The sequence below is a fragment of the Azohydromonas lata genome (assembly GCF_034427735.1).
Classification (GTDB): domain Bacteria; phylum Pseudomonadota; class Gammaproteobacteria; order Burkholderiales; family Burkholderiaceae_C; genus Azohydromonas; species Azohydromonas lata.
In genome coordinates, this window is the sequence record NZ_JAXOJX010000080.1 from 15,085 (window position 1) to 28,338 (window position 13,254).

Annotated in this window: 11 protein-coding genes and 4 pseudogenes; 10 read left to right on the forward strand and 5 right to left on the reverse strand. The window is 63.5% G+C overall.

All coding sequences use genetic code 11. From position 1 onward, the window contains the following. Positions 1-65 precede the first annotated feature (65 nt). The 3 genes and pseudogenes from SM757_RS29550 to SM757_RS29560 form a co-directional block, all read right to left on the reverse strand. Positions 66-771 (reverse strand): annotated as a pseudogene (locus SM757_RS29550) (class I SAM-dependent methyltransferase). A gap of 470 nt (positions 772-1,241) precedes the next feature. Then, the gene (locus SM757_RS29555; RefSeq protein ID WP_322468090.1) at positions 1,242-1,961 is read right to left on the reverse strand and encodes a pirin family protein; all 720 of its coding nucleotides are present in this window, start codon (positions 1,959-1,961) and stop codon (positions 1,242-1,244) included. A gap of 148 nt (positions 1,962-2,109) precedes the next feature. After that, positions 2,110-3,132 carry an MBL fold metallo-hydrolase gene (locus tag SM757_RS29560; RefSeq protein ID WP_407655814.1) on the reverse strand — a complete coding sequence of 341 codons (1,023 nt, stop codon included), beginning with the start codon at positions 3,130-3,132 and terminating at the stop codon, positions 2,110-2,112. A 670-nt stretch (positions 3,133-3,802) separates the two neighbouring features. Here SM757_RS29560 and SM757_RS29565 point away from each other — a divergent pair. Next, a pseudogene (locus SM757_RS29565) lies at positions 3,803-4,003 on the forward strand (dodecin); the annotation flags it as partial. Positions 4,004-4,595: 592 nt separating this feature from the next. On the opposite strand, the pseudogene SM757_RS29570 reads toward SM757_RS29565, so the two are convergent. After that, a pseudogene (locus tag SM757_RS29570) lies at positions 4,596-4,895 on the reverse strand (DNA polymerase domain-containing protein); the annotation flags it as partial. Between the two features lie 64 nt (positions 4,896-4,959). Then, positions 4,960-5,871: a transcriptional regulator GcvA gene (gene gcvA, locus SM757_RS29575; protein WP_322468092.1), complete on the reverse strand. Its 912-nt coding sequence runs from the start codon at positions 5,869-5,871 to the stop codon at positions 4,960-4,962. Positions 5,872-6,216: 345 nt separating this feature from the next. Here gcvA and SM757_RS29580 point away from each other — a divergent pair, with 345 nt between their 5' ends. From SM757_RS29580 to SM757_RS35665, 9 genes and pseudogenes are all read left to right on the forward strand, one after another. Further along, on the forward strand, positions 6,217-6,990 hold the full coding sequence (locus SM757_RS29580; protein ID WP_322468093.1) for an SDR family NAD(P)-dependent oxidoreductase: 774 nt from the start codon (positions 6,217-6,219) through the stop codon (positions 6,988-6,990). A gap of 50 nt (positions 6,991-7,040) precedes the next feature. Continuing rightward, entirely contained in the window at positions 7,041-7,322 is a 282-nt protein-coding gene (locus SM757_RS29585) for a hypothetical protein (protein WP_322468094.1), read from the forward strand. Between the two features lie 66 nt (positions 7,323-7,388). Further along, a complete protein-coding gene (locus SM757_RS29590; protein ID WP_322468095.1) occupies positions 7,389-7,733 on the forward strand; it encodes a carboxymuconolactone decarboxylase family protein in 345 nt (114 codons plus the stop codon). A gap of 75 nt (positions 7,734-7,808) precedes the next feature. Further along, the gene (locus tag SM757_RS29595) at positions 7,809-8,477 is read left to right on the forward strand and encodes a cupin domain-containing protein (RefSeq protein WP_322468096.1); all 669 of its coding nucleotides are present in this window, start codon (positions 7,809-7,811) and stop codon (positions 8,475-8,477) included. A gap of 2 nt (positions 8,478-8,479) precedes the next feature. Next, a complete protein-coding gene (locus SM757_RS29600) occupies positions 8,480-9,652 on the forward strand; it encodes a flavin monoamine oxidase family protein (RefSeq protein WP_322468097.1) in 1,173 nt (390 codons plus the stop codon). 2 nt (positions 9,653-9,654) lie between these two features. Further along, positions 9,655-10,407, forward strand: a pseudogene (locus SM757_RS29605) (SDR family oxidoreductase). 47 nt (positions 10,408-10,454) lie between these two features. After that, complete coding sequence (locus SM757_RS29610; protein ID WP_322468098.1) at positions 10,455-11,636, forward strand: MalY/PatB family protein; 1,182 nt, start codon at positions 10,455-10,457, stop codon at positions 11,634-11,636. Between the two features lie 39 nt (positions 11,637-11,675). After that, positions 11,676-12,713 carry an alcohol dehydrogenase gene (locus tag SM757_RS29615; RefSeq protein ID WP_322468099.1) on the forward strand — a complete coding sequence of 346 codons (1,038 nt, stop codon included), beginning with the start codon at positions 11,676-11,678 and terminating at the stop codon, positions 12,711-12,713. Further along, complete coding sequence (locus tag SM757_RS35665) at positions 12,710-12,934, forward strand: FAD-dependent oxidoreductase (protein ID WP_322468100.1); 225 nt, start codon at positions 12,710-12,712, stop codon at positions 12,932-12,934. The genes SM757_RS29615 and SM757_RS35665 overlap by 4 nt, the downstream gene beginning before the upstream one ends. Positions 12,935-13,254 lie beyond the last annotated feature (320 nt).

The following is a 13,254-nucleotide window of genomic DNA, read 5'->3' on the forward strand; positions in this document are numbered from 1 at the left end:
GATTACACTCGGTACAAGATCTACGGTAGCACGCCGCCGTAGGGCACGGTGAATTATTTCCTCGATTATTCTTGCCTGAATGCAATCCAAGCACCCCAAAAAAGACTGGAAAAGAATTTTGCAGATTGTTTAAACCCGGCTGCTGCCAAAAGATCGATGACGGCCTGTTCAGATTCAGGCGGACCTGCGCCCTGCAATATTTTTGCTAGTTTGGCTTGTACCTCTTCGTGGGATGCACCTTGCATGCGCCAGCGCTCACCCCAAGCCGCCAGCAGCAGCGGCTGGCTTGCATAGTGATACTGGTTGCACGCGATAATCAAAGGAGCATCAGGTTTCGCGCGCAAGGCCAGTGCATGCAGGATTGATTGCTTGGCTTCTGCTCCCGGCAAATGGTGAAGTACGCCAATGAGGGTTGCTGCATCAAACAATTCTTGTTCAGGCAAGTCATCGATGTAGCCAAGATGAATTTGCGTACGATCAAGTAGTCCATGCTCTATAAGCCGTGCGCGCGAAATGTTCATCATCGGCTCGCTTGGGTCCACCGCGGTGAACTGCCATTCAGGCTCAAGAATTCCAGCAGTCACTATCTCACGGGCACCGCCACCTGCCCCAGCTACCAGTACGCGAGCTCGTCTGTTTCGGCCAATTGATGCCGCCAGCAAGCTCATGGCAGGCGTCATAGCCGGCCAGTGCAACACGGCTCTGTGGCTCGTATTCGCCGGCTCGGCTTGGATCAAACTTGAGATGGGAATCGTTTTGTATTTTAATCATCAAAATTACCGTGTAATCGGGCCCAGTCAATTGCGTGCAAAATACAAGTACTTTGTGTTGGCAGCTTGAGAAGCTGGACTTGGACAAAGTCTAGGATCAGTTGCTGATTTTGGCACTCCATTTGGTTGCATGCCTTCGTATGTCGTCAAGTGTGGCTTAACTTCCAACGTACCTGCGAAACTATCTTGTTCCCGAGAATAAATAATTTCACAATCAGCTCCGTCCCATGACCGTATTTTGTCTACAAGCGGAAAACAAGACTGACGTTGGTGCTGTACTGCACCGGGCTCTGCGACCGCACTGCCATGGTCGACTTGGGGAAATCCAATAGTGTCAAACCCAGGCCTGTATTTGTTAATTGTCGCAAAAGCGCCCTCAGCTATATGTGCCCTTATCGGTGGCCCTGAATACTTGGCCGGGCCGATGACGGCGAAACTTTCACTCGTCTCGCCTATGAGAGTGCGAGCGCTTTATGGAAGATCGAACCACAGCCAGGCGGCCGCCGTCGTGGGACTGATGGTGAGCTGGCGAACCGTGGTGAGTTGCAGCGCATCGCCGCCACGCAGTTCCAGCGCCCCGGCCCCTGGACCCGCGTCGACTTCCACGACGCCTTCGAGCAACTGCAGCCAGCCGAACCGTCCCGGCGCCAGCGCGTGAGCACACTGGGTTCCAGGATCGGCGCGACTGGTCCAGATGCGTACTGGCGCCCGCAAGCGCAGGGTGTCCTGCTGTTCACCGGGGTCTGCGACCAGACGGGGCTCAGAAGATCCAGGCTGCAGGGCACCGCGCAGCAGTTGGTAGCGCGGCGGCGCATCGTCGGCGTCGGCATGCAACCAGATCTGGAAGAGATGGGTGGGCACGTCCGGCGACGGATTGCGCTCGGCGTGGCGGATGCCAGAGCCGGCGCTAATGCACTGCACGTCGCCGGCATGAAGCAGTCCCCGGTGACCGGCAGAATCGGAATGCTCCAGCGTGCCGGCCAGCATGAACGTCAGGATGTCGAAGTGATCGTGCGCATGCTCCGGAAATCCGGAGCCGCCGGTGATCAAGTCCTCGTTAATGACCCTCAGGGCGCGGAAGCCCATTCTGGTCGGGTCATTGAAGCTGCCAAACGAGAACGTGTGGTGTGCGTCGAGCCAACCGGTCTTGGTTCGGCCTCTCGCATGCCGGTCATGGAAGATATCTGCCACAGGTCAACACCTCCAAGGGACTGCGCCGGGCATGCAAACGGGCGCATAAGACTCAATGTAGACCAGCTTGCCGACCGGCTGGATTTCCTGTGCTGGAGGGCGCCGTGTTTCTTCGGCGCCGACTGCAAGGTACGTTGAGACCTTGTCTTCAGATCTCCATCAGATCACGTCCGACGACGATGGGCCCGCCGTAGTCCCGGCGCACCTCGTCGGTCCACATCGCGTCGGTGATCGTGTCGTCGTCACCGGGCACGAAATGCGACAGCACCAGCGTCTTCACGCCGGCGGCGGCGGCCACGCGGCCTACGTCCTCGGACACGGTGTGGCTGTCCATCATGTGCTTGCGCAGCGTCGCCGCGTTGGGCACGCGCGCCAGCAGCCGGTCGATGCCGGGCTCGTAGAGGATCTCGTGGATCAGCACGTCAGCGCCGCGGGACAGCTCGATCAGTTCGGGCGAGTACGTGGTGTCGCCCGAGACGACGATCGAGCGGTCGGCCGTGTCGAACCGGAAGGCGTAAGCCTGCTCGATGGGCGGATGGCGCACACGGGCGGCGGTGACCGTCACGTCGGCGTTGCGCAGTACCAAGCCCGGGCGGTCGATCTCGTGCGCCACCAGCAGCTGGCGCAGGTCGGGACGGCCCTCGTCGGCCATGCGCGTCTCGATGTCGAAGCGCATGAAGGCCATGAAGTCACGCGTCATCTGCGCGATTGGCGGCGGGCCGTAGGCGTGCACCGGCACATTCAGCCCGGTCGCCCAGGCGTTGTAGACGACGGCCCCGTACTCCAGGTTGTGGTCCGAGTGGTGGTGGGTGATGAACACGTGGCGCAGGGTGTTGAGTGGCACGTTGGCGCGCACGAGTTGCCGGCTCACACCGTAGCCGCAGTCGATGAGGTACGGCACGCCGGCATTGACGATCAGCGTTGCGGGGTTGGAGCGCCCGGCACCGCCGACGCGAGGGCCGCCTTTCGTGCCGAGCAGCACGATGCGGGTGGCGCTCCCGGCGCTGGCCTTCGACGGCGATGTAGGGGCAGCTGCCGTCGTCACCAACCGGTTTGGCTGCGCGCATCCGGTAAGCAACTGCGCGATCCCCGTGCCGAATACCGCGGCGCCGATGAGCAGACGACGTCGGTCACTCCTGAAAGCAGGACGGTGGGCGTGGGAGGAGGACATCATGGGTCGGTCTCCGCAAGGTGCCTCGCCCGTCGACAGGCCCAGGTCCGACGCGGGACGATGGTGGCGCCACATCGGTCGTTGCTCGATCGCCGCCTGCCGGGCGCGCTGTGCAGATTGTGGGGCGCACCTCTGCCCGTGTCATTGGCGTGCATCCCGGCACAAACTGCCAGTGCTCAGAGCAGCGGGCCAAGCTACTGCGCGGCCGTTACAGGCTGCACCAGCAGAGGTACTTTCACTGAGCCTCAGCTGCCTGACGCACAGCGTTGGAGGGCGCGACAAAGAAACAGCCCGTCATGGTGGGCGGGCTGTGGAACCCCGGCTCTGGACGTCCGGGGAAGGGAGGAGTCCTGGTGGGGCAAAAAGGAGACCCGCAGCGGGCTTGGACAGCGCAAGCCGGCGCTGTAAAGGAAGGCCAGCCCGACACGTCCCTGGCGCCGCTGTCGCGGCTGTATGTCCAGTCAGTGGCGACGGTACAGCGGGTGGCAACTGGGTAGCCGCTCGCTATGCACCGGCGGGCCGCAGATGCACGCCGCCGACCGCCGCGCGCGCCTCTGAGGCGGACACCGCTCGATCTGGCAGGTGGCTTGCCCCGAGTGCTGGCCGCAACTCGCCGGCGTCTGCCGTCGCGGGACCGCCATCTACCGTCCCCGCGGCCAGGAGAGAAACCATGTCAAACCATATCTACAAGCTCGTCGAGCTGGTGGGCTCCTCCGCCACCGGCACTGACGATGCCATCCGCAACGCCATCGAGACGGCCGCCCTCACACTTCGCCACATCGACTGGTTCGAGGTCATGGAGACGCGTGGCCATGTGGTCAATGGCCGCATCGGCCACTACCAGGTCACGCTCAAAGTCGGCTTCAGGCTGGCGCCTGAAGAGCAGGGTGAGGGCATCGCGGGTGGCCAACAGGAGAGCGGCGCCATCGGTATCGTCGCCGCCAGGGCCTGAGACCACTGCACCCATCTCACCCATGGCGGCCACGGGCTGCCTTCCATGGCCGCCGCCCTCTCCAAGCTACAGGGCTCTGTCTGTAGCTCCCAGCCTTGCAAAGCTTGGTCGGCTCGGACGGTTGGTCACGGGGTGTTTTCCCAGATGCGAATGCAGTGCATGGACGGAAGGGCTTGGGAAGAAAGATTTCTTGCCGGGCAACAGTTCGCGAACTGTTGCCCATATCCGATCGACAGCCAGGAAGAGTGGGACTGGCATGTTGCCTGGTGCGAAGGTGCGACAAAGAGCCTGGGAATGCATTCCAGCGGGACGGCTGCTGAACGAGCTGCCCGGCACGCTGCAACGCTGTAGGTATTGGTGCCGGGCGAGAGTTGAGCCGATTTCTGTCAACTTGCCGATCTGCTGAGCCAAGCACAGTGACGCAAGCCGTTGAGCAGACAAGTAATTTACTGACGTATAGCGGCGCAGTACCCTCCCGGCACGGCGGCTCATTCTGGCGTCGGCGTCAACAGGTGGGCATCAGGAAGCGCCGGTATTGCGTCTCGAACTGCAGCTCCAGCGCGCTTTCCGAGCCAAGCTCGCGCTGCAGGTGGTCCAGCCACCATTGGTCGACGTGCTGCACCAGGTGGCAGCCGATCCGTGCCGCGTCGGCCAGCGCGTGCTCGTGCCCGAGCCCGAGCCAGACGAAGGTCGAGTCGGTGTCGCCGTAGATGACGCGCCAGCCCTCAGCCTCGATGAGCTCGCGCGTCCTGCGCATGATCTCGTCGCCTCGCCGCGTGATTGAGGCGCACGGGCAAAAGAAGTGCCGGCAACGTGAGTAAAGCTTGGGAGGTCAGGCGACGGATAGGCTCCTCGGTCTGAAGTACTTCCGGTCGCTACACCGCTGCCTCCTTGAGCAACCAATTCCGAAAGGGCACCAGCTTGGGCAAGTTGGAACACTCGGCCCGGTAGACGACGAAATACGCCAGCGGCGAAACGAACGAAATTTCCGGGAACAACCGCACCAGGCGCCCGGTTGCCAGATCATCGTGAGCCATGACACTACGAGCGAGCGCGACGCCATGCCCGTCGATCGCCGCTTGCAAGACGGCCGCGGAATTGTTGATCTTCATGCCACGCGTGGTGGCGACATCTGTCACCCCCGCTTTTTGCAGCCACGCGTCCCAAGAAGGAAAACCCGCGTGGCCGTCCATCGACAAGTCGTGGATCAAGGTCTCCCGACCCAGGTCCTTCGGCTTGCGCAAGCGCCAATGTTTGCGTAGCAGTTCGGGTGAGCACACGGGGTAGACCTCCTCGTCCATCAGCTTGTCTGCCACCAGTCCTGGCCAGCTTCCCGCGCCGTAGCGCACGCCAATATCCACCCGCTGGGCGACGAAATCCACCGGTTTGAGACTGGTGTCCAGGCGCACGTCCGTGTCGGGCCAAGCGGTCTGGAACCTGTCGATGCGTGGTAGCAACCATTTGGCGGCAAAGGCCGGGCTGACTGTCACGGTGAGCACACCGCTGGCCGATGCCTCTTTGAGCCGTTCCAGGCCCAGCGTCAGCCTGTCGAAACCCGCCCGGATGTCCGGCAGCGCTCGCTCGGCTGCCTCGGTAGCGATGAGCCGTGCCCGTCCGCTGGTGCCGCGGTGGAACAGCGGGGTGCCCAGCCATTCCTCCAGGGCGCGCACGAGCTGGCCGACCGCGGCCGGGGTGACGTGGAGTTCGGCCGCCGCCGCAGAAAAGCTCTGATGGCGAGCACTGGCCTCGAATGCGCGCAAGGCGTTCAGATGAACAGGCGACTTCATGACGGTATAGATTTTCTTTCAGTGACAGAAACTTTATCTCATTTGTCGAGAGAAGAAGATCAGCAAAAAATCTGGACCGTGTCGAAGGTGAAGACCATCTGATGTGCGACTGACCACGGGTACTCCGGCTGGTTGGAAGGAATAGGTCCTCTTTCAAGTTGCGCTGGCTTCGATGATGGCCCTTGCCGCATTAACGAAAGGGTTCGCAGTCCGTCGCACGGGTGGGGACATCGCCTGTATCGGCGCGACGGAGGGTTGCCCTTCTTCGCGTTGCATGCCTGGTGACCCGTCTCGCTTTTTCTTCAACTGGAACCTGCCAATTAACAGGTAGAGAGAGATCCCACAATGAGCAATCAATTCAAAGGCAAGAAGCTGCTGGTCGTCGGTGGCACCAGCGGGATGGGTCTGCAGACGGCCCGGATGGTCCTCGCCGAAGGCGGTAGCGCGGTGATCGTGGGCAATCGCCCGGAAAAGACCGAGGAGGCGCGCAAGGAACTGGCTGCTCTGGGCCAGGTTGCGGCGCTGACGGGGGACCTGTCCAGCGACGAAGGACTGGCTGCCCTGCTCAAGAGCGTCGACGAGCAGCATCCGGACATCGACTTGCTGGTCAACGCGGCCGGCGTGTTTTTCCCCAAACTGTTTCTGGAGCATCAGCGCGCGGACTACGACCAGTACATGAAGCTGAACAAGGCGTTCTTCTTCATCACGCAGAAGGTCGCAGCCAATCTGGTCGCCAAGGAACGGCCGGGTGCGATCGTCAACATCGGTTCGATGTGGGCCAAGCAGGCTATCGCGGCGACCCCATCGTCGGCGTACTCCATGGCCAAGGCCGGCCTGCATTCGCTGACCCAGCACCTGGCCATGGAACTGGCGCCCAAGCGCATCCGCGTCAACGCGGTTTCGCCGGCGGTGGTGCAGACCCCGATCTATGAGGGCTTCATCCCGAAGGCGGAAGTGCACAGCGCCCTGCAGGGCTTCAACAGCTTCCACCCGCTCGGCCGTGTCGGCACCCCCCAGGATGTCGCCGAAGTCGTCACCTTCCTGCTGTCGGACAAAGCAGGCTGGGTCACCGGCGCGATCTGGGACGTGGATGGCGGCGTGATGGCCGGCCGCAACTGAGGCACGGCATCCGCCAAGTTCATTGACTCATCTAAACAGGAAAAACGTAAATGGTCTATTTGCAGATCACCCTCAAGATCGCCGACGCCAACCGGGCTGCTGCCGCCGGCGTCTACCAGAAGTACAAGGCGCCGTTCCTCAACACGATCGCCGGTGCGAAGTCAAAGGAACTGCTGGTGCGCGACGAAGACGTGCAGGTGCTGCACGTCTTCGACACACAGCAGAACGCGCAGGCCTACTTGGCAAGCAGTTTGTTCACCGCGGATGTGGTTGGTGCTCTCAAGCCGCTGCTCGATGCCGCTCCGGACATCCGCACCTACCAGGCCGCGTAACTACTTCACCGGCCAAGTGCCCGTCCAGGGCACCAGGCCATTTTCAGACGAACAGGAGTACTCACCATGATGCAAGACTGGAACACCTATCGCGATGCGCTGCTGGAGCGTGTGGGCGACTACGCCAAGCTCAGTCCTGACGTGATGCGCGGCCTCGTTACGATCGACGGCGCTGCCGCGAAGACCGGCAAGCTCGAGGCCAAGGTCCACGAGCTGATCGCGCTGGCCGTGGCCGTCACCACGCGCTGCGATGGCTGCATCGCGGTTCATACCAAGAAGGCCGTCGAGCACGGCGCCACCCGGGAGGAAATCTCCGAAGCCCTGGGTGTCGCGATTGCGCTGAACGCGGGCGCCGCGTTGACCTACTCGGCGCGCGTCCTCGACGCACACGCTGCACTGCCCAACAAGTAACGCGTGCCAAGACCACCGGTCGGATGCCACGACGGCGATCCGACCGGTCCCGCGTTCGTTTCTCAAGCAACGTCCATGTTCGTCAATTCAGACTTCTCACAGCTCGCTGTTGTCGCGCCCGGCCAATACCAATGGGCGGCCTCGCCTCAAGCAGGTGTTGAGCGTGTGATGCTGGACCGGCTGGGCGCAGAGAAGGCGCGCGCGACCAGCATCGTGCGGTACGCGCCTGGCTCAGGCTACCCGCACCATCCGCATCCCGGCGGTGAGGAGATTCTCGTCCTGTCGGGCACCTTCTCCGAAGGCAGTGAGCACTACCCGGCAGGCTGGTATCTGCGCAACCCGCCGGGTTCGTCACATCAACCCTTCAGCAGTGAGGGCGCCATCATTTTCGTCAAGCTCTGGCAGATGCCGCCGGGCGAGAACCGCCGCGTGCGCATCGACACCCGCGATTTGCACTCCTGGCGGCGCCAGGGCGGGCGTGAGGTCTGCCCGCTGTTCTCTGATGACGCGGAGCAGGTTTGCTTGCAACGTCTGGCGCCTTGTGAAATCTTGTTCGCCGATCCGGTGGGCAGTGCCGAACTGCTGGTGCTGGCCGGGGACGTGGTGACCGGGGACCAAACCTACGAGCGTGGCAGTTGGATACGGCTGCCCGAAGGCGAGTATCCGGAGATCGCCGCTGGCGCAAGGGGCACCACCGTCTACCTCAAGACCGCTCACTTGGGCGACAGAGCAGCGGTGGCATAACCATGCAGACAGCGCGCATCGCCATTGTCGGCGCGGGCTTGAGCGGCCTGTATGCCGCGTTTTTGCTGGCGCAGAAAGGCATCACGGACTACGTGCTCCTTGAAGCACGCGACACGCTTGGAGGTCGCATCGCGTCCACCACCGCTTCGGGGCATCCGGCGGCCGAGACAGCGACCGTGGTGGATGGCATCGACCGCTTCGACCTGGGAGCGACGTGGTTCTGGCCCGGCTACCAGCGTCAGTTGGACCGGTTGGTCAGCGAACTGGGCCTGGAGCGCTTCGAGCAGCAAGACTCAGGCGACATGGTGGTGGAGCGCTCACCCGATCAGTCCCCTACGCGAATGCGTGGCTACGTGAACTCGCCGGCCTCGATGCGCCTGGTGGGTGGAATGGGCGCACTGATCAATGCCCTGCATCGTCGCCTGGATTCGACTCGAATCTTCACCGGCCAGACGGTGCGTCGCCTGCGCAGCACGGACCGTCATGTCGAGTTGGACAGCGAAGACGCCTCTGGCCGCGTCACGGCCTGGCGCGTCGAGCACGTGCTGCTGGCGATGCCGCCGCGTCTGGTCGAGGACGGCATTGAATTTTCGCCAGCCTTGCCGCAAGCGCTGGCCCGGCAATGGCGTGCGACGGCCACTTGGATGGCGCCCCATGCCAAGTACATCGCCATCTACGAGACTGCCTTCTGGCGCGAGCAGGGCCTGTCCGGAGAAGCACGAAGCGCGCACGAGCCGCTGGGCGAGATCCACGATGCGTCGATGCCGAATGGCAGCGCAGCGCTGTTTGGTTTCTTCGGGGTGCCGGCCCGCGTGCGCAAGAGCATGCCCGAGGACGTGCTGCGCTCGCATTGCCGCGCGCAGCTCGCGCGCCTGTTCGGCTCGCCGGCAGCGACGCCCAAGGCTGAAGTCATCAAGGACTGGGCGCTGGACCCGTACACGGCCACCGCTGCCGATTTGGACGGCGCCGTCCACCACGCCGAAGCCCCAGCCGCCACGGTCTCGTTCGGCCCGTGGCGCGGCCGCTTGACCGGCATCGCCAGCGAGTGGTCGCCGCAGTTTCCAGGCTACGTCGCCGGCGCCATCGAAGCCGCGAGCCTGGGCGTGCAGGCATTGCCCGCGTTCGCCGTGCGAGAGGACAACCGTTCGGCAAGCCATATCCCATCGAGCAACTGACCATGAGATTGAAAGGCAAGAGCGCATTGATTACCGGCGCGACCAGCGGCATCGGCTTGGCCACCGCTGAGCTCTTTGTGCGCGAAGGCGCCAAGGTCGCGGTCACCGGCCGCGACGCGGCGCGGCTGGAGCGGGCCCGCGCGAAACTGGGCAGCGCTGTCACCACGGTCCAAGCCGACGTCAGGGTGCGCGCCGACATCCAGCGCATGGCACAGCAGGTCGCCGATACGTTCGGCACCGGCGGACTGGATATCTTCTTCGCCAACGCCGGCGTCGCCTTCTCCACGCCGCTGCTCACCACAGACGAAGTCCGCTTCGACGAGCTGATGGACGTCAACGTCAAGGGCCTGTTCTTCTGCATGCAGGCAGTGGCGCCTGTGCTGTGCGACGGCGCCTCGGTGATTCTGAACTCCGCCTGGCTCAACGCGGTGGGCATGGATAGCTTCTAAGCCCTGGCGGCCACCAAGTCGGCCGCGCGCTCGTTCGCGCGTTCCTGGGCGTGCGAGCTGCTGGACCGCGAGATCCGCGTCAATGCCGTCAGTCCCGGCGCGATCGACACCCCGATCTTCGAGCTGGAAGGTGCGACACCCGCACAACTGGCCGAGACCAAGCGCCAAATGGCACTGCGGATTCCCGCACGCCGCCTGGGACAGCCGCAGGAGATCGCCCAGGCCGTGCTGTTCCTGGCCAGCGACGAATCGCGCTACATGCTCGGCGCGGAGATCGTCGTCGATGGCGGATTCGCGCAACTGTGAACCACGCCAGCCGTACGGTGGACCTTACCAACTTGGACAGAGCGGGAATGTACGACTTCGATGAAGCCATAGACCGGCGACGCACCAACTCCATGAAATGGGCGCGACCCCGGCAGTGGCTCACGGCCGCGCAATGTGCGGCGGATCCGCTGCCGATGTGGGTGGCCGACATGGACTTCCGGGTGGCACCGCCTGTTCTCGACGCGCTGCGCCAGCAGCTTGATATGGGCGTGCTCGGCTATGGCGGCACACCAGACTCTTATCGCGAAGCCGCCGTGGCGTGGCAGGCTCGGCGCTTCGGCTGGCAGGCGAAGCCGGAATGGCTCGTGCAATCGCCGGGCGTCATCAGTGCGCTCAACATGGCGATCCAGGCGTTCTCTCAGCCTGGCGACCATGTGCTCGTGCAGACGCCGGTCTACTTCCATTTCCTCCACGACGTCGTCACCAATGGGCGTCGCCTGGCCCTGGCGCCCCTGACCCTGGAAGCAGGTCGATACCGCTTCAATCCCGAGGTGTTCGAGGCTGCCATCCAGCCAGGCACCCGGCTGTTCATCCTGTGCAACCCGCACAACCCGACGGGCAACGTATGGACACGCGAGGAGCTGCTGGCCATGGCGGCGATCTGCGACCGCCACGGCATCCTGATTGTCTCCGACGAGGTGCATCAGGATCTGGTGTTCGGTGAGGGCCAGCGGCATCTGCCGCTGGGCCTGCTGGATGACGCGATCGCCCAAAACGCCATCGTCTGCACGGCACCGAGCAAGACGTTCAACATCGCCGGACTGTCCTGCGCCAACGTCTTCATTCCCAACGCGCGCCACCGGCAGACGTATTGGGCGCAATGCGAGCGCAATGGCGTCTTTCTCGTCAACACGATGGGCACGGCCGCGTGCGAGGCGGCCTACCGCCATGGCGAGCCATGGGTCGACGCGATGCTCGACTATGTGCGCGGCAACCAGCGGCATTTCGCCGCGCGGATCGGCGAGCTGGGACTGCCGCTGACCGTCACCCCGACGGATGCCCTCTACTTGGCGTGGGTCGATTTCCGCCGCCTCGGCATGCCGCCCGCCGAGCTGCATGACTTTCTGCTGCAGCGTGCGCGGCTATGGCTGGACCCCGGGCACAAATTCGGTGCCGCAGGCGAAGGCTTCATGCGCATCAACTTGGCATGCCCTCGGCAGCTTGTCGATGAAGCGCTGCATCGTCTCGCATCGGCCTTGCCGCGCTGATGCTTTCCTGAAACTGTCGACTACGTTGGAGCGACGACCATGAAGACCACTTACCGCGCCATGCAAGTAACCCGACCCGGAACCCTTGAGCTGGTGGAGCGCCAGACGCCCACCCCGGGCGCCGGGGAAGTGCTGATCGAGGTCGAGGCCTGCGGCATCTGCGGCGCCGATGCCGCCGACATCGAAGGGGCCGATCCGATGCTGCAGCCGCCGCGCGTGCCCGGGCACGAGGTCGTTGGCCGCATCGCCGCGCTCGGGACCAACACCCCTTCGATCTGGAAGGTGGGGCAGCGCGTGGGTGTGGGCCGTCTCGGCGGCTACTGCAACGAATGCATCCAATGCCGCCAGGGGCGCTTTCAGCTTTGCCTGAACCAACCCTTCGTCGGCGCCACCTGCGACGGCGGCTATGCCGAAATGATGCTGGCACGCAGCACCGGGCTGGTGTCGATCCCGGACGAACTGAATGCGGAGGAAGCCGCGCCGATCCTGTGCGCCGGTATCGCCACCTTCAACGCGCTCAAGAAGTGTGGCGCCCAGGCCGGTGACATGGTGGCCGTCCTGGGCATCGGCGGCTTGGGGCACATGGCCCTGCAGTACGCGCGCCGCATGGGCTTCAAGGTCGTCGCGGTCGGGCGCGACAGCGACATTGCCGAAGACGCGCTGACGCTGGGTGCGCACGTCTACATCGACACCAGCCAAGAAGATGCCGCCGCCAAGCTCAAGAGCATGGGCGGGGCACAGGCCATCGTGACCACCATTGGCCACTCCGGCACTGTGTCGGCGCTGATGGGCGGTCTGGCGCCCCAGGGACGGCTGGTGCTGCTCGGTGCCGGCAAGGACCCGCTGCCGGTCTCGGCCGGCAATCTGGTCGTCGGCGAGCGTAGCGTGCTCGGGTCGATCACCGGCTCGCCCTACGAGAACGAGAAGACGCTGGACTTCAGTGTGCTCGCCGGCGTGCGCCCGATCATCGAGGTCATGTCGCTGGAGAAGGCCAACGAGGTTTACCAGAAGATGAAGTCCGGCGACGTCAAGTTCCGCATGGTGCTCACCATGACAGGCCGGGGTACCCCGCAATGAAGCACTACGACTACATCGTCGTCGGTGGCGGTAGTGAGGGCATTGCTTCCGTCAACCGGGCGGCCCTGTACGGCAAGACGTGTGCGCTGGTCGTGGCCAATGCGATCGGCGGAACCTGCGTCAATGTCGGGTGCGTACCGAAGAAGGTCATGTGGCACGCGGTGCAGATCGCCGAGGCGATTCATAGCTACAGGCCGACTATGGCCATGAGACCGTCGTGAACCGCTTCGATTAGGAGCGCTTGATCGCCAACCGTAGCGCCTACATCGAGCGCATCCATGCGTTCTAGGAGAACGGGCTGGAGCGCAACAACGTCGAGGTGGTCCCCGGTTTCGTCAGGTTTGCCGATACATGGCGAATCTTATGGAGGTGAGAGCATGGGGAATACGAACTCCGGCCGCAGTGCCGAACGGACAACAGGTCTTGGTAAGGCCTCGGCCGTGGTGGTGCTTCTGACATGCCTGGCAATGGGAGCATTCGCGGCCAATTCATTGCTTACGAGGGCGGCATTTCAGACGACTTCTATTGACGCGGCTTCATT